Raw genomic sequence first — 21,948 nt, 5'->3', positions numbered from 1 at the left:
GGATTTTGTGTTTTCTTATATAAAAGGACAGTTAGAAGAGATAGGTGATAATTACGTAGTAATTGAAAATAATGATATTGGCTATATAATAAATACATCACAAAATTCAATAGCAAATTTAAAGGGAAAAGAGGGAAAGGTAAAGTTATATACCCATTTACATGTTAGAGAAGATGATATAAGTGTTTTTGGATTTTACAATAAAGAGGAATTAGATATGTTTAATCTATTATTATTAGTATCTAAGATTGGGCCTAAAGTTGCTTTAAGTATCTTATCAACATTATCTACATCTAATATAAAACTTGCCATAATTAGTAATGATGTAAAAACATTATCTAAAGCACCGGGAATAGGTAAAAAAACAGCCAATAGACTTATTCTTGAGTTAAAGGATAAAATAGATGATGATATTCCTATTGAAGGGGAAGATTTATTAACCAATGGAGATATTTTTGATGATGAAGTAATAGGAGCTCTATTGGCATTAGGGTATACTAGAGTAGAGGCTAATAGTGCTTTAAAAAAGATTGATAAAACCGGACTTAATACAGAAGATATTATAAAGAAAACTCTTATCCAACTATCTAAGAGTTAGTAAGGGAGTTGATCTAAAATGGAAGAAAAGGAAAATAGAATAATATCCACGCAAGTAAATGAAGAAGACATAGATATAGAAAAGGGACTTAGACCTAAAAATTTAGGTGATTATATAGGTCAAGAAAAAATAAAAGAAAAACTAAAAATATTTATTCAAGCGGCCAAGGAAAGAAATGAACCATTAGATCATGTTTTATTATATGGACCTCCAGGGCTAGGTAAGACTACCCTTTCTAGCATTATAGCAAATGAAATGGGGGTAAATATTAGAATAACTTCTGGACCCGCCATAGATAGACCTGGAGATTTGGCAGCTATACTAACTAATTTATCAGAAAATGATGTCCTGTTTATAGATGAAATACATAGGTTAAATAGAAGTGTAGAGGAAATACTCTATCCTGCTATGGAAGACTTCTCATTGGATATAATCATAGGCAAAGGGCCTAGTGCAAGGTCTATAAGATTAGATTTGTCCCAGTTCACTTTAATTGGAGCCACCACAAGGGCAGGTCATTTAACTTCTCCCTTAAGGGATAGATTTGGAGTAATATGTAAACTTGATTTATATAAGATCGATGAATTAAAGGAAATAGTTAAAAGATCGGCTAATATTTTAGGTGTGGAAATAGACGAAATGGGAGCATTAGAAGTTGCCAAAAGATCTAGGGGAACACCGAGAATTGCAAATAGGCTATTAAAAAGGGTAAGGGATTATGCCCAGGTTGTAGAAGATGGAGTTATAAGTGAGGAAGTATCGAAAAAGGCTTTAAAGCTTTTAGAGGTAGATGAATTAGGTCTTGACGGTATAGATAAGAAAATGATAGATACTATTATCAATAAGTTTAATGGAGGCCCTGTGGGATTAGATACCCTTGCTGCCGCTACAGGGGAAGAAAGAAATACCATAGAGGATGTATATGAACCCTATTTATTACAAATCGGATTTCTTAATAGGACACCTAGAGGTAGAGTAGCTACGAAAAATTGCTACGACCATTTTGGCTTAGAATACCCTACAGAATAAAACAAATAAAATACAAGGGGGAATATATTAATGAGTAAAAAAATAATTTCTATAGTTATGATTTTTGTTTTGGCAATTACTTTAACATTTTCATCTTTAAGTTTTGCTACTTATAAAGAAGAGTATATAAATGTTGGCCTAACTAGACCTTTAAAGTCTAATTACCAAGTTAAGTTAAGTAGTAATAATAGTTTTAAACTAATAAATATTGACAAAGATGTTGAAGAAATAGCCAAAATAGATTATAGTAGTATAGTGGTTAAATTAGCTAATAACTACATTGAATCAGACAATAATTACTATAATACCGTTAAAGATAACAGATTTTATTATATAGAATTAAATGAAAACTTTAATGATTATAGTGATGTATTAGATTATATAAAGTATTTAAAAAAAGAGGGAATCGAAGCTTACCCTGCATATTATGAAGGTGAATATAGAATATGGATAGGACAGTTTGATAATAAGGGGGATGCTATAGATACTGGTGAAGAATATGATAATATTATAAATAATGAATTTCATATTATAGAGGCTAATAATTATTTAATAATTGAAGATGGGAAAGGTGAAAGGATATTTGCCTTTAATGTAGACTCTAATTTAATATTAGAAACAGAGGATGATATAATAAAAGTAGAGAATACTAGCTATAGGGACCATATTATGTTTAATATATATAAGGACAAGTTAGTGGTAATAAATCATGTTTTAATAGATCATTATTTATATGGTGTGGTACCTAAGGAAATGTCCCCCAGTTGGCCAATGGAAGCATTAAAAGCTCAATCCGTTGCAGCAAGAAACTTTATGTTATTATATATTGGTCGCCATAGTGAGAAGGGGTATGATTTATGTGACACATCCCATTGTCAAGTATATGGGGGATTTGATTTGGAAAACATAAGAAGTAATGAGGCAGTGGATTTAACCAGAGATAAATTATTAAAATATGATGATAAATTGGTATATACATATTATCATTCATCAAGTGGAGGATATACTGAAAGTAGTGAAAATGTATGGTCAAATGAAGTTCCCTATTTAAAAGCCACAGATGACCAATTCTCAATAGGATCTCCAAATGATAATTGGAAAATAGTTCTAAGTAAAGATGAAGTAAAGGATAAACTTAAAGAAAACAGCATAGATGTAGGAGAAATAATTTCTATTTCACCTACAAAAGTTTCAGAAACCGGTAGAGTTATTGAACTTGAAATAGTTGGAAGCAGAGGAGTAGAGAGATTAGAAAAAAATAAGATGAGGGAAGTGTTTGGGTATAACACACTAAAAAGTACTTTATTTGAAACAAAAACAGACGGAGATGTCTATGTTATGTCAGGAAATAGTAGTGAACCAATAAAAATGAATATATCCAATGCTAGGATACTATCTGGCTACCAAGATAAAAGGCCTACTAGAAGTTTCGTTAGAAGGGATAATAATAATATCGCTGTTTTTAACGGAGAAGAAATAAATAAAATGTCAATAAATCCCGATGTCTATGTGTTTGAAGGAAAGGGATGGGGTCATGGAATAGGAATGAGTCAATGGGGAGCTAAAAAAATGGCTGAATTAGGATATACTTATGAGGAAATACTAGAATATTATTATAATGGAACAAAAGTCGAGTAAAGGATGATTAACATGAAAAAAGAAGATTTTTACTTTGATTTACCAGAGGAGCTTATAGCCCAACATCCTTCTGAAAAGAGAGAGGAATCAAGGTTATTGGTTTTAGATAAAAAAAGTGGAGATATTGAACATAAGAACTTCAAAGATATTTTAGATTACTTACAAAAAGGAGACTGTCTAGTATTAAATGACACTAGGGTAATACCAGCTAGACTTTTTGGACAAAGAGAAGAGACTGGAGGTAAAGTGGAGTTTTTATTATTAAAACGTCTAGATGATGACAAGTGGGAAACTCTAGTAAAACCAGGAAAGAAAGCTAAAATTGGAAATAAGATTAGCTTTGGAGATGGAGTTTTAAAAGGAGAAATAATAGATATTCTTCAAGGGGGAACCAGAATAATTAAATTCTATTATGAGGGTATTTTTGAAGAGATACTAGATAAGTTAGGTGAGATGCCATTACCTCCATATATAACAGAGAAACTTGATGACAAAGAAAGGTATCAAACTGTGTACTCTAAAAAGGAGGGTTCGGCAGCGGCTCCAACAGCTGGACTCCACTTCACCCATGATTTACTTAAGAAAATAGAGGAGAAGGGAGTAAAAATAGCTTATATAACTTTACATGTGGGACTTGGAACTTTTAGACCCGTTAAAGTTGAAGATATAAATGAACACAAAATGCACTCAGAATATTATGAAATGAGTAAAGAAACAGCAGATATTATAAATGAAACCAAAGAAGCTGGAAATAGAGTGTTTTCAGTTGGAACCACATCAACAAGAACTTTAGAGAGTATAGCCAATGATAATGGAAGGGTGGAGGCTAAAAAGGGATGGACAGATATATTTATTTATCCCGGTTATAAGTTTAGAATAGTTGATAATCTTATAACCAACTTTCATTTACCAGAATCTACTCTAATCATGTTAGTTAGTGCCCTTGCAGGTAGGGATAATGTACTCAATGCGTATAAAATCGCAGTAGATGAAAAGTATAGATTCTATAGTTTAGGAGATGCAATGCTCATAAAATAAGACTAATTAAGAGGAGGCTTTAGATGGCTGTTGTAGAATATGAACTAATAAAAGAATGTAAAGATACTAAGGCTAGGCTAGGTAAGCTACACACCCCCCATGGAACAATTGAAACTCCAATATTTATGCCAGTGGGAACTAGGGCTACTGTAAAGGCCATGACACCTGAGGAGTTAAAGGATATAGGCTCTCAGATTATTCTAGGTAATACATATCATCTTTATTTAAAACCAGGTCATGATCTTATTGAAGAGGCAGGGGGATTACATAAATTTATGAACTGGGATAAACCCATACTTACAGATAGTGGAGGCTTTCAAGTATTCAGCTTAGGAGATTTGAGAAAAATATCTGAGAAAGGTGTAGAGTTTAGATCCCATATAGACGGTTCAAAACACTTTATATCTCCGGAAAAGTCTATAGAAATACAAAATGCTCTAGGTTCTGATATAATGATGGCATTTGACGAATGTGCTCCCTATCCAGCAGATTGGGATTATGTAAAAAAATCCTTAGAAAGAACCACAAGATGGGCAAAACGTTGTAAAGATGCCCATAAAAATCCCGATACCCAAGCTATATTTGGAATAGTTCAGGGGGGAATGTATAGAGACCTAAGGGAACAAAGTGCAAAGGAAATAATAGATTTAGATTTTCCAGGATATGCTGTGGGAGGATTAAGTGTTGGAGAGCCAGCAGACTTAATGAATGAAGTATTAGATTATACGGTTCCATTACTACCAAAGGATAAACCAAGATATTTAATGGGGGTAGGTAGCCCAGATTATCTATTTGAGTCGGTAATAAGGGGTATAGATATGGCTGACTGTGTATTGCCGACTAGAATAGCTAGAAATGGTACAGTGTTAACCAGTCACGGAAAACTTGTTGTTAAAAATGCAAAGTATAAGAGGGATTTTACACCTTTAGATCCAGAATGTGATTGTTATACATGTCAAAATTATTCTAGAGCATATATAAGACATTTGTTTAATGTAAATGAGATATTAGGAGCTAGATTAGCTACCATTCACAATCTGTACTTTCTATTAAAATTAATGGAGAATATACGAACTGCCATTAAAGAGGACAGACTTTTGGAATATAAGGAAGAATTTTATAAAAAGTATGGTTATATAAAATAAAATTAAAAAATAAATCTTTTATTAAAAGGATTTATTAATAGAGTATTGAATAATATATTATAGAAAGGGGTGAAGTTATGGAGCAATATACAGGTTTATTATTTCCTATTTTATTATTAGTTATATTTTATTTCCTATTAATTAGACCTCAAAGAAAAAAGGATAAACAAATAAGAGAAATGAGGAGTAATTTAAAAGTTGGTGACCAGATTACCACTATAGGAGGAATATACGGAAAGATAGTTAAAGTTAAAGAAGACATTTTGACTATTGAAGTTGGTTCAGATAAAATTAAGCTTAATGTTGCAAAATGGTCAGTTGGTAATGTAGAGGATAAATAATATTATGGATCATAAGTAATAATACATAAAAGAGATTTTCCCTTAGGGAAAATCTCTTTTTTCTATGTTTTTTATTACCAATATCAGATTAATATACGACATTTAAGACATTATTATGTATAATACGACCAATTACCGTTCAATTAAAATATAAAAGCATATACAATTTATATAAATATTATTTGAAGGGGGAATTGTATATGAAAAAAATTTTAATTAAAAAGAATGGGTTAAGAAAAATATTAACTTTATTTATAAGTATAATATTTATTTTTAACTTAACTGGTTGTGATGGTAAAAAAAAGGAGGAGAATAATGAGGTGACTAAAGGAGAAATAACTATAGCTGTTTGGAATAAAGAGATGTTCGGTAGTGATGTTAAAGATCCAATAATAGGGAATACTATGGTAGATTTTCAAAACGACACAGGGGTAGAGGTATCCTATGATATAATTTATGCTAATACATATAATGAGTATTTGAGTAAGTTAAATGCAAAGTTATACAGTGATAATGGCCCTACATTGATTTATTTTCCCAACAGGGCTTCATCTAAAAGGTATATAGAAGCTGGAGTAGCTTTAGATGTGACTAATAAAATAGATAATTTGGAAAAAGTATATGATATATTCAACGATGATAAAGTACATTTTATTGCTGTAGGAATGTATTATCCTTCTATAGTTTTAAATAAAGGCATATTAGATAGATTAGATATTGAGCCCCCCGATGGGGATTGGGATAAAAAAGATTTCTTGTCTATTCGGGAAAAATGGTTAAATGTCAAAGAAAGACATTTTAATTTTATGGAATATTTAAATACAATAGTATTTCCCTATAATGAGTTAGATATCATAGATAAAGAAGAAAAAGTAATAAAGTTAAATAATGATACTGTTAAAAACTTTATAATAAATGCTAGAGATGAAATATTTTCTGGTAATTATAAATTACTCCATGATTCAGAATTTTATCATAAGGCTTTTTTTTATAGAACATCAGATGAGGCAGCTGTTGATTTTCGAGATATGGAAAAATATATTGATGAAAATTTAGTAATTTATGATACTCAAAATGTTCTTAAGGTACAACAATCAGCTAGAGCTAATGAAAATCGAATAGTTTTGCCTAATATTTATGATAGAGGGGTATACACCTATGGATTTATAGTAAATAAGAAGGGAAAAAATAGAGCTGAAGGATTGGAATTTGTAAATCGACTATTATCAAATAAAAATCAAATAAGAATATATGAAGATCAAATATATTGGTTTTATCCAGTTAATTCTGAAGTAGGAGGTGAAATAGAAAAAATAGATAAAAGAAACGGTTTAGACAAAAAATATATAACCATGAGAAATAAAGTTTTAAATAAAATAAAAAAGGAAGAAGATATAAGATATTCATTTGAAGATTTAAAAACCACAAAGATAAAAAGCAGTATAAAAAAAGAATTTTTTAAAATTATATTTTCAGAAGAGGAGTATACTGATGAAAAATTAGAAAGAAAACTTAAACAATTAGAAAATGAATATAGTTTATTATTGACAGAGTAGAAATATTAAAAAGTATAAATATAATTTTACGACCAAGGGAGTAAAATCACCATATCTATTCTTTATTCTCTATTATCTATTCTTTATCAAAAAAAGGGGTTCTATTTAAAAGAAAAATACATAAATATTGAATAAGGAGATATGGAGGTGGAGTAATGAGACAAAATATTAGTACAGGGAATAAAAGCTATGGAATAAACTTAGTTAAAGGATTGATTTTTAGTTATATAATAACCATAGTATTAATATTTATTGCATCATTAATATTAACATATACTGACTTATCAATAGATAGTTTATCTGTTATAAAATCTATAATTATGATCTTAAGTATAGCACTTGGAGCAATATATCTTTCTATGAAGAACAATAAAAAGGGTTGGTTAAACGGAGGTATTGTCGGACTCTTATATGTAGTTATAATGATAATAATAGGAAGTATAATTAATAACTCCTTTAGCTTAGATAGTTATGTTTTAATAAAGCTAATAATCGCTTTGATCACTGGAGCAATAGGGGGAATGATAGGGGTTAACTTAAAATAAATCTTTTTTTAACAGTGGTTTTGTGTTATAATTTTTATGGAAGAAATGGATGAGGAGGAATATCATGAAACACATAAAAACAATATCAGGACGTAGTTTAAAAAATACTATTACAAAAGGTGGATGTGGAGAGTGTCAAACTTCCTGTCAATCAGCTTGTAAGACTTCCTGTACTGTAGGAAATCAGAAGTGTGAGAATAACTAAATAGTACATAGAAAGTAGTGGGATACTACCCACTACTTTTTAATTGGTTGGTGAGGATATAGAGTTTTTTGTATATAAGCCCCTAATCAATTCTCTATTGTAAGAATACTTAATTTAATATAGAATAAAGTAGTTAAACAAACATTTAGGAGGAATATCATGGAAAAGATACATAAATTTCAGCTGAACGGTAAGAATATATTACTGGATATAAATAGTGGTTCAGTACATGTGGTGGACGAACTGGTATGGGATATTGTTTCATTATATGAAAATAACAATCTAGATAATATAATTAAAAAGCTAAAGGATAAACATGAAGAAAATATTATCAAAGAGGCATATAAAGAAATCGGTATGTTAGTTGAAGAAGGCCTACTATTTAGTGATGATGAATATATTGATGATTTTAAGTATAATGAAGAAAATATCGTCAAGGCCTTATGTCTTCATATCGCCCATGATTGCAATTTAAGGTGTGAATATTGTTTTGCGTCTCAAGGAGATTTCCAAGGAGATAGATTTATGATGTCAACTGAAGTTGGAAAGAAGGCATTGGATCTGTTGGTTGAAAACTCAGGAAATAGAATTAATTTAGAGGTGGACTTTTTCGGCGGGGAACCTCTTATGAACTTTGACGTAGTTAAGGAACTGGTTGCCTATGGTAGAAAAATAGAGAAGGAAAATAATAAAAAATTCAGATTTACTATTACGACAAATGGACTATTATTAAATAAAGATAATATGGAATTTATAAATGAAAATATGGATAATGTGGTTTTAAGTCTAGATGGAAGAAAAGAAGTCAATGACAATATGAGAAAAACCACAGGGGGAGATGGAAGCTATGACATTATAGTTCCTAAATTCCTTGAATTTGTTAAATTAAGGGGTAATAAACCATACTATATAAGGGGAACTTTTACAAATAAAAATATTGATTTTTCTAAAGATATATTGAAGTTTAATGAACTGGGCTTTAAGAGTCTTTCCATGGAACCGGTAGTGGCAAGTCCAGAGAATGATTATGCTTTGTTAGAAGATCATTTAGAACCGATTTTAGATGAATATGAAAAACTATCTAAAGAATATATAAAACTTCATAAAGAGAATAAAGGATTTGATTTTTTCCACTTTATGATTGATCTAAAACAAGGTCCCTGTTTTATTAAGAGGGTAGTAGGATGTGGTGCAGGAGTTGAATATTTAGCAGTTACTCCCGAAGGAGATTTATATCCATGTCACCAATTTGTTGGAGATGAAAAGTTTAAGATGGGAGATGTGTATAGGGGAGTAGATAACCAGTCATTAAGGGAAGAATTTAGAGCTGCCAATGTTTACTCTAAAGATGATTGTAAAGATTGTTGGGCTAAATTTTATTGTAGTGGTGGATGTCATGCAAATGCCTATAATTTTAATGATGATATAAACAAGCCCTACAAAATAGGTTGTGAAATGGAGAAAAAAAGAATAGAATGTGCAATATCTATTAATGCAAATTTAAATAAGGAGGAATAAGGTTGTTAATAGAGTATGAAGGAATATCACCTAAAGTTCATAGTAGTTGCTTTATAGCCGATAGTGCTGAAGTAATTGGAAATGTACAAATAGGGGAAAACACCAGCATATGGTATAATTGTGTTCTTAGGGGTGATGAAAATAACATTAAAATAGGAAGTCATACAAATATACAGGATGGTACTGTTATTCATATCAGCAAGGATTATGATACTGAGATAGGTGATTATGTTACTGTGGGACATAAGGCAATAGTTCATGCCTGTAAGGTTGGAAACAATGTTTTAGTAGGTATGGGAGCCATAGTTTTAGATGGAGCTGAAATTGAAGATAATGTATTAATTGGAGCAGGAAGTATTGTTACAACAGGTAAAAAAATACCATCGGGTTCTTTAGTTTTAGGCTCTCCTGCTAAGGTTGTAAGAAAACTAACTGAAAAAGAAATTGAACAACTTAAGCAATCTGCAACAGACTATGTAAAATATGCTGAAAAGCACAAATAGCAACTGTAACTTGATTACTTATTGACTAAAAATTTACTAAGATATATAATTATAATTATGAAGATAAGGAGGAGGAAAGAAAATGAAAACAAGAAGCACTGTAATATTTTTATTAATAGTTGTAGTAGTTGGATTTATATCATATGCAGCCATTAATGGAGTAAATCTTGGTAAGTACGAGATAACAACAGTAAAAGAAGAGATGGATTTAGGACTTGATTTAGCAGGGGGAGTTTATGTTGTATTAGAGGCTCAGACTGATGCTACCGGTCCAGAACTTAGAAGAATGATGGAACAAACTAAAGCTATAATCAACCAAAGGGTTGATGGGTTAGGTGTGTCGGAGCCTAATATAGTTATTGAGGGTGAAGATCGTATTAGAGTTGAATTAGCCGGTGTTGAAGATACCCAAAAGGCCATAGATATGATAGGTAAAACTGCCCAGTTACAATTTGTTGAGCCAGATGGCAGTGTGGTAATTACAGGTGAGCATGTTAGAGAGGCTACTGCTACATTTGAGTCTGTTAATGGAATTAGACAACCGGTAGTCATTTTGGAACTAAATGATAATGGTACAGATGATTTTGCCGAAGCTACAGGTAGATTATTAGGACAGCCAATAGCTATAGTACTAGATGGGAATGCTATATCTTCTCCAGTTGTAAGTTCTAAAATAACCAATGGACAAGCAAGGATTACGGGACAAAAAGATATAGAAGAGGCAAGTAGACTTGCTAATTTAATAAGAGCAGGGGCATTACCAGTTGAGATGAAGGAATTGGAATCTTCTGTAATAGGACCTACTTTAGGGTTAGAGTCCCTAGATAAAAGTGTTTTTGCCGCTATGATTGGAATTATATTAATATTCTTATTTATGATTGTATTTTATAGAATTCCTGGATTAATTGCTGATATAGCTTTAACTATATTTATTCTTATAATATTAGGAGTTATGATTGGAATAGGAGTTAAGCTTACCCTTCCGGGAATAGCAGGATTAATATTATCAATAGGTATGGCAGTTGATGCAAATGTTGTTATATTTGAAAGAATTAAAGAAGAAATAAGAAGTGGAAAAACCATAAGAGCATCTGTAGATGCTGGATTTAAAAGGGCATTATCTACGGTATTAGATGCCAATATAACTACTCTTATTGCAGGTATAGTATTGTATAATTTTGGTACTGGACCAATAAAAGGTTTTGGTGTAACACTTATGATTGGTATAATTGCATCAATGATTACAGCAGTATTTATAACAAGATTAATGCTTAAATTAGTTGTTACTATGAACATTACAAAAAATACTAAATTTTATGGTGCATAGGAAGGAGTGGGAATATGGATATTATATCAAAAAGGAAAATATTTTTTATACTGTCTATTGCCATAATATTAGTGGGGCTTGTTACCATGGCGGTAAATGGTCTTAACCTTGGGATAGACTTTGCAGGAGGAACATTGATACAAATAGATCTAGGAAAACAAATAGCTGTAGAGGAAATTAGAGAAATAACTGATGGACAGAACTTAACTGCAAATATTGTTCATGCTGGAGAAGAAAATCATGAAGTTATTATAAAAACTACTGAGGATTTAAATAATGAACAAAGAAAATCACTTAAAGCAAAATTTAAAGAAAAGTATAACCTTGATGAAGAAGCTTTTATGCAATCTAAGCAAATCAGTCCTTCAATAGGAGATGAAATTAAAAGAAAAGCTTTAATATCAGTGGCAATCGCCACTGCAGGAATGCTTTTATATATAACATTTAGGTTTCAATTTGCATTTGGTATATCAGCTATAATAGCCTTGGTTCATGATGTTTTAATAGCATTAGCTGTTTATGCAATATTTAGAATACCTGTTAATACCTCCTTTGTTGCTGCTATACTTACTATTGTAGGTTATTCTATAAACGATACTATAGTTGTATTTGATAGGATAAGGGAGAACCTAAGGTATGTTAAAAAAGAAGGCTATGAGAATGTAATAAACATGAGTATTTCTCAAACAATAGTTAGATCCATTAATACCTCATTTACCACATTGTTAGCTATAACTTCTCTGTATATATTTGGAGTAGAGGCTATTAAGGACTTTGCATTACCCCTTATTGTAGGAGTTCTAGTAGGAACTTATTCATCAATATTTGTAGCCAGTCCAGTATGGTTTATGTTAAAAACCAGAGGGAAAAATAAAAATGGAAGTAATCCAAGAAAAGCTTAAAACTGCCTGAAAAGGGCAGTTTTTTTCTTAAGAAATGTGATATTTATACTAATATTGTGGTAATAATATCTATAAGTGTTTCTTTGATTGGGGGGTGCTAATTTGAGAATTAATAAAAAAAGGGGTAAGTATAGTAATATAAAAAGATATAGGGAGATATGGAAGATTTTAAGTAAATATGGGTTTACACTATTGGCTGAAAAGATGGAAAGGGTTGGGCCTGTAAAAAGACTTTTTTTAAAAAAGTCTACAAAACTAGTTAATGAATATACTAGAAGTCAAAGGATTCGTTTAGCTATAGAAGAATTGGGACCTACATTTGTAAAATTAGGACAAATATTAAGTACTAGATATGATATAATTCCTAAAGATATAGTAGAAGAGTTATCCTATTTACAGGATAAAGTAAAATCTTTTGATTGGATAGAAGCGGAAAGAATATTTAAAGAAGAATTGAATATGGAAATAGATGACATGTTTATGGAATTTGATAAAGAACCAATCGCAGCCGCATCTATTGGTCAAGTATATAAGGGCAAATTACATAATGGTGACAATGTGGTAGTTAAAGTGCAAAGACCTAATATTGATAATATCATAAATAAAGATTTAGAAATACTTTACAAGATAGGAAATCTAATAGATGAACATTTTAATAAGAAGAAGGTAATTAGATTTACAAATGTGATTAAAGAATTTTCTTATTTTATAAAGAGGGAATTAGACTATAGATATGAAGCACAAAATTGTAATTTATTTAGAGAAAATTTCAAAGAAAATGACAATGTAGTTGTACCTAAGATATATTGGGATTATACTACAAAAAAGATTTTGGTTATGGAAGAAGTTAAAGGTATTAAAGTCAGTAACTTAGAAGAAATAGACAAAAGAGGTTGGGACAGGGAAAAGTTAGCAGAAATAGGTGCCAGTGTTTTTATGGAACAAATATTTATATATTCATTTTTCCATGGTGATCCCCATCCTGGAAATATTATTATACTAGATGAAAAGAAGATAAGTTTTATAGACTTTGGTATAGTAGGTTATATAGATAAAACAACTTTGAATTTTATAGTAAATTTATTAAGATCCAGTTCCGATAAAAATATTGATAAAATGATTAATAGCTTAAAAGAGCTTGGAGCTGTAACAGAAGAAACCGATGAAGTAGAATTTAGAAAGGAACTGTACTATATAGTGAATTATTATTATAATATACCTTTACAAAAAATTAAATTTAGTGAAGCTATTAACGAAGTTCTAACAGCCGCCTATAAACATAAGCTAAAGATACCATCCCAGCTTACCTTGTTAATGAAGTCTATAATAACTATAGAGGGAACAGGGAAAAAACTTAATCCCAAATTTAATTTTGCCCAAATATCTAAAAAAACATTAAGAAATATGAGCAAAAAAAAGCTTAAGCCTAAAAATATTATGGACAATTTATTTAAAAATTCTTGGGATAGTATAGATATGATATCTAATATACCATCAAAATTAAATAATATTTTAGATAATATTGAAAAAAATAAAGTGGAAATTAAGATGAAACAAGAAGGATTTGAACATCTTGAGAAAGAAATAAATACAATGACCAATAGAATTTCTCTAAGTCTATTAGTTTCAGCATTAGTTGTAGGGTCATCAATAGTTATACAGACCAATGATAGTCCTAAAATAATGGGCCTATCAGTTTTTGGATTAGTGGGATATGTTAGTAGTGCTATTTTAGGAATAGGGTTAGTTTTATCAATATTAATAAACATAAGAAGAAAAAATAGATAGGGGGTTTGTTATGCAAGTAGGATTTGTTTTATCATTAATATTTGCAATAATAATAGCAGTTTTTGCAATTAAAAATGGAAATGAAGTAAATATTGACTTTATAGTCACAACAAAGCAAGTTTCTCAAGCCATTGTAATATTAGTTTCCACAGCATTAGGAGCGATTATTGTTACAATATTAGGTTTAGTTAGACAAGTAAAATTAACTATGAAAATAAGGGAACAGAAGAGTATAATAGAGAAATTAAGAAATAATAATATGGATAAAGAGCTAGAAGATAATGTTGGTTTGACTAATGATGTTGTTATGGATAGTGAAAAAGCAGATAAAGGTGATAAAAAAAACATAGAAAAAGACAGTTATAATGAGAATGAAAAAATTAATAACTAATATTCCATGTCTGAGTTTTTTACATATACACTGATAATATGATATAATATATATCTTAAAAACGGTTATATAATCACCACATCTTTTAAGAAACAATTTAATTATAATTAGGAGGAAATAGTATGGATTTAAAAAGTAAAATACGTGATATTTATGATTTTCCAAAGGAAGGAATTATATTTAGGGATATAACCACTTTACTTAAAGATAAGGATGCTTTTAACTATTGTATAAAAGAGATGGCTAAAACTTTAGAAGGAAAAGATATTGATATAGTGGTGGGTCCTGAGGCAAGGGGATTTTTAGTTGGGACGCCCTTAGCATACGAGATTAATGCAGGTTTTGTACCTATAAGAAAACCTGGGAAATTACCAGGGGAAACTATAAAATATGAGTATGAATTGGAATATGGAACAGATACTTTAGAAATGCATAAGGATAGTATTAAACCAGGACAGAGGGTAGCTATAGTAGATGATTTATTGGCTACAGGGGGAACAGTAAATTCTACAGTTAAGATGATAGAGGAGTTAGGTGGAGAAGTGGTAGCAATAAGTTTTTTGATTGAATTGGAATTTTTAAAAGGAAGAGATGTACTTAAAGATTATGATATTAATTCTTTAATTGTGTACTAAAAAAAGTATCCCACTTATGTGGGTATTTTTCTTATAATTAGTTTGGGGATTACTAATCCCCAAACTAATTATAATTTTGATTGTTAGCAATTATAAATAGGTGCATATATTTATAATTTCAATAAAATTGTTGAGAAAACATTATTATATGATATACTGTTATTAAATATTTAGAAGCTAATAGACTTGGTTAAGAAGGTGGAAAAATTGTTACAGAACCTAATATCAAGAATTGAACAATATAATCCAAAAGGCAATCTAGACTTAATAATAAAAGCCCATAACTTTGCAGAAACTGCCCATGAGGGACAAATGAGAAATTCTGGAGAAAGATTTTTTATTCATCCCTTTAATGTGGCTATGATACTTGCTGATTTAAGTATGGACTTAGATACAATTGCCGCTGGACTATTACATGATGTTATAGAAGATACAGATGTAACCTTTGATGATGTAGCTAATGAGTTTAGTACAGATATTGCAAATTTGGTAGATGGAGTAACTAAACTAAAAAAGCTAAAATATAGAACCAAACAAGAAAATCAAGCTGAGAACCTAAGAAAAATGGTTATAGCAATGTCAAAGGATATAAGAGTTATAATTATCAAGTTAGCAGACAGGCTCCATAATATAAGAACATTGGAGTATATGCCCGATGCAAAGAAAAAGGAAAAGGCATTAGAGACTTTAGAAATTTATGCACCAATTGCCCATAGATTAGGAATGTCAAAGATAAAGTGGGAATTAGAAGATAGGTCCTTAAGATATCTAGATCCAGAGGGATACTATGATTTAGTGGATAAAGTTTCTAAAAAGAGAAAAGAACGGGAAGAATATATTAATTATATTATTAATATGTTAAGGGATAAACTTGATGAAATGGACTTAGAAGGTGAAATCAATGGTAGACCGAAGAGCTTTTATAGTATATATAGAAAGATGGTTTATCAAAATAAAAACTTTGAGCAAATTTTTGATTTAACAGCGGTTAGGGTTATTGTTGATACAGTTAAGGATTGTTATGCTGTTCTTGGAGCTGTACACACAATGTGGAAGCCTATACCAGGGCGATTTAAGGATTATATAGCCATGCCTAAAGCTAATATGTATCAGTCCCTTCATACTACCCTTATTGGACCCCAAGGGGAACCCTTTGAGATACAAATAAGGACTTGGGATATGCATGGAATTGCTGAATACGGAATTGCAGCCCATTGGAAATATAAAGAAGGAAAGCTTAAAAATGATGATTTCGATAGTAAGTTATCATGGTTACGACAAATATTAGAATGGCAAAAAGATATGAAGGATCCAAATGAATTTATGGAATCATTAAAAATAGATGTATTTACCGATGAAGTGTTTGTATTTACCCCTAAGGGAGAGGTAATTAATCTTCCAGCAGGATCTACACCTATAGACTTTGCTTATAAGGTTCATACAGCAGTGGGAAATAATTGTGTTGGTGCGAAAGTTAACGGTAGAATAGTGCCAATAGATCATAAATTAAAAAATGGAAATATAGTAGAGATTTTAACGTCGGCCCACAGTAATGGTCCCAGTAGAGATTGGCTCAAAGTCGTAAAGAGTAGTCAGGCTAAAACTAAGATAAGACAGTGGTTTAAAAAAGAAAAGCGGGATGAAAATATAGTAAAAGGAAAAGAACTCTTAGAAAAAGAAGTAAAAAGACAAGGCTATAAGCTTACTGAAATATTAAAGGAAAATTGGCTTGAGAATATATGTAGGAAGTTAAGTATTAAAGAGGTAGATGATTTATATGCTGCCCTTGGATATGGTAGTATTACCCTTTCTCAGGTTGTTCCGAAGCTTAAGGAATACCATAAAGAGTATTATAGTAAGAAAGAAGAAGAAAAGCCCATTGTAAGGTCCGTAAATAAAAATGAAAGACAATACAAACTAAAACAGGGAGTAACCATTAAAGGTATAGATAATATTAAGGTTAGATTTGCCAAGTGTTGTAACCCTGTGCCTGGAGACGATATAGTAGGTTATATAACCAGGGGTAGAGGTGTTTCAGTTCATAGAAAAGATTGTCCAAATATTAATGAATTGGAAGGCCATGGAAGATTTATAGATGTGGACTGGGATACTGATAAGAAGACATCTTATTTAGCTGAAATACAGTTAAAGGGTACTGATAGGTCGGGATTACTTACAGAAGTTACCCAATTGTTAGTTCAATCAAATTTATCTGTAACATCATTAAATGCTAGAACTAATAAAGAGAGGGTTGCTATTATAAATATGACCTTAGAAATTAAGGATATAGATCAATTAACACAATTAATGAAAAAGATAAAGGAAATTGATGGTGTCATTGATGTGTATAGAGTTACAACTTAGAAGGGATGATTATGTGAGAGCAGTGGTTCAAAGGGTATCTAAGTCTAGTGTCAGGGTAGACAATAGAGTTGTAGGAAAAATTAATAAAGGACTATTGGTGTTACTTGGAGTTGAAGAAGAGGATGATGATAAGGATTTAAAATATATAGTGGATAAAGTAACGGGACTTAGAATATTCGAAGATGAGAATGAGAAAATGAATTTATCGGTAGTAGATATAGAAAAAGAAATATTGGTAGTTTCTCAGTTTACTTTATATGGAGATGTTAGAAAGGGAAAACGTCCTAACTTTATGAAGGCAGCAACTTCTAGAAAAGCCGAAAAATTATATGAAGACTTTATAGATGAATGTGAAAATCGTGGCATAAATATTGAAACAGGGGTTTTTGGAGAGCATATGGAAGTTGATTTAGTAAATGATGGACCAGTAACTATTTTATTAGATAGTAATAAAGAGTTCTAGAAAGGATGGATGCTATGATTATAGAGAGATTACCATTGGGAATTTATGCTGCCAATTGTTATATAGTTGGTTGTGAAAAAACTAAGGAAGCTGCAGTTATTGATCCCAGTGGAGAACATGAGGAAATATTAAAGAAACTTGAAGAACTGGGATTGGATTTAAAATATATAATCTTAACCCATGGACATGGAGATCATATAGGTGGGTTAATACATCTTAAAAGGAAAAGTGAAGTTCCTATACTTATCCATGAAGAGGATAAAGAGATGCTAATTGATGCTGAAAAAAATCTTTCAAGTCAAATGAGTATTCCAGATGTAGAGTTAAATCCTGATGATGTGATTGAAGATGGAGATATAATTAATATTGGTGAACTTGAGATGATGGTGATACATACACCGGGACATACAAAGGGGAGTATATCACTAAAGATTGATGATAATATAATAACAGGAGATACATTATTTGCAGGCTCAATAGGAAGAACTGATTTATATGGGGGTTCGTATGAAGACATTATTTTATCAATAAATGAGAAAATAATGGTTTATGATGATGATGTGAAAGTTTTCCCAGGACATGGGCCCCACAGTACTATAGGAAAAGAAAGAATATCTAATCAATTTATTAAATAAAAACTATATTTGTATACTCTTAATAGTTTATGGAAAAATAATAAAAAGGCTATTAGGAGGGTTTTAAATTGAAAAGTACAATATTTAGTTTTATAACTAATAAAAACAGTCATAAATTTAAGGATGTAGATTTCCATGATTTTGTAAAAATGAATGAAATGGGGCTTAGTACAGAGGAAATATCCAACGAACTTGGAGTTCCTAAGTCATATGTTACAAAGTTATCTGATGATTTAAGAAAAAATTATTAAGGAGAAATATTATGATATCTGTACATTTATTAGGACATGATTTCAAATATGAAGTTAGCGGGCTTATAAAACTCTTCTATCCAAAAGAAAAAATCAACTTTTTAGATCAAAAGACTTTGGTTACAAACCAAAGTCTTTTGATTGAAAGTTGTCTATATAATAATGATAATTCGGTTTTAACTAAAATAATTAAAGATGGCCAGTGTATGTTAGAACATAATATAGATGATATTAATTTAATTGATATAAAAGAAAACAATAGGAAGAAGAAAATAAAGATTGCTATTAAATCTAGTTTATATAAAGTTTTAAGTGATATAACAAATATTAAAGTACCATGGGGAATACTTACTGGAATAAGACCTACTAAAATAGTACATGATTTATATGATAGAGGGGAAGAATATACTGTAATTAAAGACATACTAACAAATAAATATAAAATTAATGATGATAAGGCAAACTTGATAATTAATATTGCTAAAAAAGAACGCCCCTACATATATCCTTTAAATAGTAAGCGGTTTAGTTTGTATGTTAGTATCCCTTTTTGTCCCACTAGATGTATATACTGTTCCTTTCCATCTAATCCTATTGATAGGGTCAAACATTTAGTTGAAGATTACACAGATGCATTGTTATATGAGATAGATAGTGTGGGAAAAATGATGAAAGGTAGAAACATTAATACAGTATATATAGGTGGAGGAACCCCCACAGCCCTTCCAATCCATCAGTTAAATAGAATTATAAAAAAAATATATGATGTGTTTGATAGGGAAAAAATAAAAGAGTTTACAGTGGAAGGGGGAAGACCCGATACCATAACTAAGGATATGTTATTAATGTTAAAGGAAAATGGTGTAGACCGTATAAGTATTAATCCCCAAACAATGTGTAATGATACCTTATCGTTGGTAGGTAGGGATCACAACTCTGAAGATGTAGTTAATGCCTATAACTTGGCTAAGGAAATAGGATTCGATTCTATAAACATGGACTTGATAGTGGGGCTACCCGGTGAAGGGGTAGAAGAGATTGAGGGAACTATGGATGAAATGATTAAACTTAATCCAGATAATTTGACAGTACATACTCTAGCTATAAAAAAAGCTTCCAAACTAAGGGATGAAATCGATGGGTATTCCTTGGCAAAACAAAAGAACATAGAAAAGATGCTTAATGTTACAAGTCTAGGGACAAAAAAAATGATGATGGAACCCTATTATATGTATAGGCAAAAACAAATACTAGGGAACTTTGAAAACATCGGATATTCTAAAAGGGGCAAAGAATGTATATATAATATGTTAATAATGGAAGAAAAAGAGACCATTATAGCTACTGGGGCAGGAGGAGTTTCCAAAATATTTTATCCCGAAACCAATAGGTTAGAAAGGGTTCCCAATGTTAAGGATATAAATATGTATATAGATAGACTAGAAGAGATGGTATTAAGAAAAAATAAAAATATAAATTTTATTGACAATATATAATAGTTTAAGTATAATTAATGACATCATAAAGTAAAGATATGTGTAAATATTATGAAGAGGAATAGTAGTTAAATTGACTATCTATAGAGAGTCGGTGATGGTGGAAATCCGATGATAAGTATTTAATGAAGACACCTTGGAATAGATAGATTGAATTTAGTAAATCTATACGTTGGCCAGCGTTAAAGGCTATTAAGTGGAATACTATTATTCAAAATAGGGTGGTACCGCGGGAATTAACCTCTCGTCCCTGTCAAGTGACAGTGATGAGAGGTTTTGTTTTTGTTTATTAATAAAAGAGGAGGTAAATAGATGCTAACGAGAAGACCTAAGGGTACTAAGGATGTACTAAAGGATGAAGTCTATAAGTGGAGATATGTTGAGAAGGTTTTTGCAGATGTTTGTAAAAACTTTGGATATGAAGAAATAAGGACTCCAGTATTTGAACATACTGAACTGTTTAAAAGGGGAGTAGGAGAGACCACGGATGTGGTGCAAAAAGAGATGTATACTTTCGAAGATAAAGGTAATAGAAGCATAACTTTAAAACCAGAAGGAACTGCGCCGGTTGTTAGGGCATTTATTGAGAATAAACTATATGCGGATGCACAACCAACAAAACTTTTCTATAATACCCCTTGTTTTAGGTATGAGAGACCTCAAGCTGGAAGACTAAGGGGATTTCATCAATTTGGAATAGAAGCATTTGGTACTGATAAGCCCTCAATAGATGCTGAAGTAATAAGTGTAGTTTCGGTATTTTTTAATAGATTGGGACTTGAGAATATAGAGTTAAATATAAATAGCATAGGATGTCCAAAATGTAGAGAGGAATATAGTAAGATTTTAAGAGATTATTTGTCTGATAAAATAGAGGATCTTTGTGATACATGCAAAGTTAGGTTTGAAAAGAATCCCATGAGGATACTGGATTGTAAAAGAAAATCCTGTAAAGAGTTAATTGAAAACCCACCTTATATGGTTGATCATTTATGCGGTGAATGTGAGGAGCACTTTAATAAGGTTAAAGAATACCTTAATATCGCAGGTGTTGAATATAAAGTGAATCCTAAGATAGTTAGAGGTCTAGATTATTATACCAAAACTGCTTTTGAATTTATTTCTAAGGAAATAGGAGCCCAAAGTACAGTATGTGGTGGAGGAAGATATGATGGATTAGTAGAAGAAATAGGGGGTCCTTCTACCCCGGGAATAGGATTTGGAATGGGAATAGAGAGACTACTACTAACTATTGAAAATCATAATATAGAGTTACCAAAGCCTGATGACTTGGACATTTTTATAGTAACAATAGGAGAAAAGGCAGAAAAAGAGGCATTTAAGATATTATTTGATTTAAGAAACGAAGGTATATCAGCTGATAAAGATCACCTAGGAAGAAGTATAAAGGCTCAATTTAAATATTCAGATAAGATAAACTCTACTTATACAATAGTTATTGGGGATGATGAGATTGATAATGATGTGGTTACCCTTAAAAATATGAGGACAGGAGAACAAGGTGAAATAAATTTAAGTAAGTTAATAGAAGTAATAAAAGTAAAATTAGGGAGGTAGTA

22 protein-coding genes and 1 other annotated feature are annotated in these 21,948 nt (G+C 30.8%); all 22 genes read left to right on the top strand.

Features of this window, described 5'->3' with window-relative positions:
- Window positions 1-7 precede the first annotated feature (7 nt).
- The 22 genes from ruvA (at window position 8) to hisS (ending at window position 21,946) form a co-directional block, all read left to right on the top strand.
- Complete coding sequence (ruvA, locus tag V6137_RS01160; RefSeq protein WP_425446037.1) at window positions 8-598, top strand: Holliday junction branch migration protein RuvA; 591 nt, start codon at window positions 8-10, stop codon at window positions 596-598.
- Window positions 599-616: 18 nt separating this feature from the next.
- Window positions 617-1,627 carry a Holliday junction branch migration DNA helicase RuvB gene (gene ruvB / locus V6137_RS01155; protein ID WP_425446036.1) on the top strand — a complete coding sequence of 337 codons (1,011 nt, stop codon included), beginning with the start codon at window positions 617-619 and terminating at the stop codon, window positions 1,625-1,627.
- Between the two features lie 30 nt (window positions 1,628-1,657).
- Window positions 1,658-3,265 carry a SpoIID/LytB domain-containing protein gene (locus tag V6137_RS01150; RefSeq protein WP_425446035.1) on the top strand — a complete coding sequence of 536 codons (1,608 nt, stop codon included), beginning with the start codon at window positions 1,658-1,660 and terminating at the stop codon, window positions 3,263-3,265.
- A gap of 12 nt (window positions 3,266-3,277) precedes the next feature.
- Entirely contained in the window at window positions 3,278-4,303 is a 1,026-nt protein-coding gene (queA, locus tag V6137_RS01145) for a tRNA preQ1(34) S-adenosylmethionine ribosyltransferase-isomerase QueA (RefSeq protein WP_425446034.1), read from the top strand.
- Between the two features lie 23 nt (window positions 4,304-4,326).
- Window positions 4,327-5,448 carry a tRNA guanosine(34) transglycosylase Tgt gene (gene tgt, locus V6137_RS01140; RefSeq protein ID WP_425446033.1) on the top strand — a complete coding sequence of 374 codons (1,122 nt, stop codon included), beginning with the start codon at window positions 4,327-4,329 and terminating at the stop codon, window positions 5,446-5,448.
- Between the two features lie 77 nt (window positions 5,449-5,525).
- Complete coding sequence (yajC, locus tag V6137_RS01135) at window positions 5,526-5,789, top strand: preprotein translocase subunit YajC (RefSeq protein WP_425446032.1); 264 nt, start codon at window positions 5,526-5,528, stop codon at window positions 5,787-5,789.
- Between the two features lie 200 nt (window positions 5,790-5,989).
- Complete coding sequence (locus V6137_RS01130; RefSeq protein ID WP_425446031.1) at window positions 5,990-7,345, top strand: extracellular solute-binding protein; 1,356 nt, start codon at window positions 5,990-5,992, stop codon at window positions 7,343-7,345.
- A 155-nt stretch (window positions 7,346-7,500) separates the two neighbouring features.
- Entirely contained in the window at window positions 7,501-7,890 is a 390-nt protein-coding gene (locus tag V6137_RS01125) for a TIGR04086 family membrane protein (protein WP_425446030.1), read from the top strand.
- A 64-nt stretch (window positions 7,891-7,954) separates the two neighbouring features.
- The gene (gene scfA, locus V6137_RS01120; RefSeq protein WP_425446029.1) at window positions 7,955-8,095 is read left to right on the top strand and encodes a six-cysteine ranthipeptide SCIFF; all 141 of its coding nucleotides are present in this window, start codon (window positions 7,955-7,957) and stop codon (window positions 8,093-8,095) included.
- Window positions 8,096-8,254: 159 nt separating this feature from the next.
- Window positions 8,255-9,613: a thioether cross-link-forming SCIFF peptide maturase gene (scfB, locus tag V6137_RS01115; protein WP_425446028.1), complete on the top strand. Its 1,359-nt coding sequence runs from the start codon at window positions 8,255-8,257 to the stop codon at window positions 9,611-9,613.
- Between the two features lie 2 nt (window positions 9,614-9,615).
- Window positions 9,616-10,116: a gamma carbonic anhydrase family protein gene (locus tag V6137_RS01110; RefSeq protein WP_425446027.1), complete on the top strand. Its 501-nt coding sequence runs from the start codon at window positions 9,616-9,618 to the stop codon at window positions 10,114-10,116.
- Window positions 10,117-10,198: 82 nt separating this feature from the next.
- Entirely contained in the window at window positions 10,199-11,443 is a 1,245-nt protein-coding gene (gene secD, locus V6137_RS01105; RefSeq protein WP_425446026.1) for a protein translocase subunit SecD, read from the top strand.
- 14 nt (window positions 11,444-11,457) lie between these two features.
- A complete protein-coding gene (secF, locus tag V6137_RS01100; RefSeq protein ID WP_425446025.1) occupies window positions 11,458-12,345 on the top strand; it encodes a protein translocase subunit SecF in 888 nt (295 codons plus the stop codon).
- 102 nt (window positions 12,346-12,447) lie between these two features.
- Window positions 12,448-14,133, top strand: a complete 1,686-nt coding sequence (locus tag V6137_RS01095) for an ABC1 kinase family protein (RefSeq protein WP_425446024.1) — start codon at window positions 12,448-12,450, stop codon at window positions 14,131-14,133.
- 10 nt (window positions 14,134-14,143) lie between these two features.
- A complete protein-coding gene (locus V6137_RS01090) occupies window positions 14,144-14,524 on the top strand; it encodes a LapA family protein (RefSeq protein ID WP_425446023.1) in 381 nt (126 codons plus the stop codon).
- Between the two features lie 122 nt (window positions 14,525-14,646).
- Window positions 14,647-15,159: an adenine phosphoribosyltransferase gene (locus tag V6137_RS01085; RefSeq protein WP_425446022.1), complete on the top strand. Its 513-nt coding sequence runs from the start codon at window positions 14,647-14,649 to the stop codon at window positions 15,157-15,159.
- A 207-nt stretch (window positions 15,160-15,366) separates the two neighbouring features.
- Window positions 15,367-17,523: a RelA/SpoT family protein gene (locus V6137_RS01080; protein ID WP_425446161.1), complete on the top strand. Its 2,157-nt coding sequence runs from the start codon at window positions 15,367-15,369 to the stop codon at window positions 17,521-17,523.
- A gap of 13 nt (window positions 17,524-17,536) precedes the next feature.
- Entirely contained in the window at window positions 17,537-17,986 is a 450-nt protein-coding gene (gene dtd / locus V6137_RS01075; protein ID WP_425446160.1) for a D-aminoacyl-tRNA deacylase, read from the top strand.
- Window positions 17,987-18,000: 14 nt separating this feature from the next.
- On the top strand, window positions 18,001-18,621 hold the full coding sequence (locus tag V6137_RS01070; protein ID WP_425446021.1) for an MBL fold metallo-hydrolase: 621 nt from the start codon (window positions 18,001-18,003) through the stop codon (window positions 18,619-18,621).
- Window positions 18,622-18,689: 68 nt separating this feature from the next.
- Window positions 18,690-18,872, top strand: coding sequence for a hypothetical protein (locus V6137_RS01065; protein WP_425446020.1), 183 nt, complete (start codon window positions 18,690-18,692; stop codon window positions 18,870-18,872).
- 11 nt (window positions 18,873-18,883) lie between these two features.
- Window positions 18,884-20,368: a coproporphyrinogen dehydrogenase HemZ gene (gene hemZ / locus V6137_RS01060; protein WP_425446019.1), complete on the top strand. Its 1,485-nt coding sequence runs from the start codon at window positions 18,884-18,886 to the stop codon at window positions 20,366-20,368.
- A gap of 42 nt (window positions 20,369-20,410) precedes the next feature.
- Window positions 20,411-20,623, top strand: a binding site (T-box leader).
- Window positions 20,624-20,680: 57 nt separating this feature from the next.
- Window positions 20,681-21,946, top strand: coding sequence for a histidine--tRNA ligase (hisS, locus tag V6137_RS01055; RefSeq protein WP_425446018.1), 1,266 nt, complete (start codon window positions 20,681-20,683; stop codon window positions 21,944-21,946).
- The last annotated feature ends 2 nt before the right edge of the window (window positions 21,947-21,948 follow it).

This window comes from Dethiothermospora halolimnae, assembly GCF_037577855.1.
Classification (GTDB): domain Bacteria; phylum Bacillota; class Clostridia; order Tissierellales; family VENL01; genus Dethiothermospora; species Dethiothermospora halolimnae.
The sequence above is the reverse complement of the archived record's forward strand: the minus strand, read 5'-3'. Positions and strand labels throughout refer to the sequence as shown.

What these genes read in the sequence shown, in the direction of transcription:
- ruvB (WP_425446036.1), top strand. Translation starts at nt 617, where the DNA reads ATGGAAGAAAAGGAAAATAGAATAATATCCACGCAAGTAAATGAAGAA.
- V6137_RS01150 (WP_425446035.1), top strand. Translation starts at nt 1,658, where the DNA reads ATGAGTAAAAAAATAATTTCTATAGTTATGATTTTTGTTTTGGCAATT.
- queA (WP_425446034.1), top strand. Translation starts at nt 3,278, where the DNA reads ATGAAAAAAGAAGATTTTTACTTTGATTTACCAGAGGAGCTTATAGCC.
- tgt (WP_425446033.1), top strand. Translation starts at nt 4,327, where the DNA reads ATGGCTGTTGTAGAATATGAACTAATAAAAGAATGTAAAGATACTAAG.
- yajC (WP_425446032.1), top strand. Translation starts at nt 5,526, where the DNA reads ATGGAGCAATATACAGGTTTATTATTTCCTATTTTATTATTAGTTATA.
- V6137_RS01130 (WP_425446031.1), top strand. Translation starts at nt 5,990, where the DNA reads ATGAAAAAAATTTTAATTAAAAAGAATGGGTTAAGAAAAATATTAACT.
- V6137_RS01125 (WP_425446030.1), top strand. Translation starts at nt 7,501, where the DNA reads ATGAGACAAAATATTAGTACAGGGAATAAAAGCTATGGAATAAACTTA.
- scfA (WP_425446029.1), top strand. Translation starts at nt 7,955, where the DNA reads ATGAAACACATAAAAACAATATCAGGACGTAGTTTAAAAAATACTATT.
- scfB (WP_425446028.1), top strand. Translation starts at nt 8,255, where the DNA reads ATGGAAAAGATACATAAATTTCAGCTGAACGGTAAGAATATATTACTG.
- secD (WP_425446026.1), top strand. Translation starts at nt 10,199, where the DNA reads ATGAAAACAAGAAGCACTGTAATATTTTTATTAATAGTTGTAGTAGTT.
- secF (WP_425446025.1), top strand. Translation starts at nt 11,458, where the DNA reads ATGGATATTATATCAAAAAGGAAAATATTTTTTATACTGTCTATTGCC.
- V6137_RS01090 (WP_425446023.1), top strand. Translation starts at nt 14,144, where the DNA reads ATGCAAGTAGGATTTGTTTTATCATTAATATTTGCAATAATAATAGCA.
- V6137_RS01085 (WP_425446022.1), top strand. Translation starts at nt 14,647, where the DNA reads ATGGATTTAAAAAGTAAAATACGTGATATTTATGATTTTCCAAAGGAA.
- V6137_RS01070 (WP_425446021.1), top strand. Translation starts at nt 18,001, where the DNA reads ATGATTATAGAGAGATTACCATTGGGAATTTATGCTGCCAATTGTTAT.
- hemZ (WP_425446019.1), top strand. Translation starts at nt 18,884, where the DNA reads ATGATATCTGTACATTTATTAGGACATGATTTCAAATATGAAGTTAGC.
- hisS (WP_425446018.1), top strand. Translation starts at nt 20,681, where the DNA reads ATGCTAACGAGAAGACCTAAGGGTACTAAGGATGTACTAAAGGATGAA.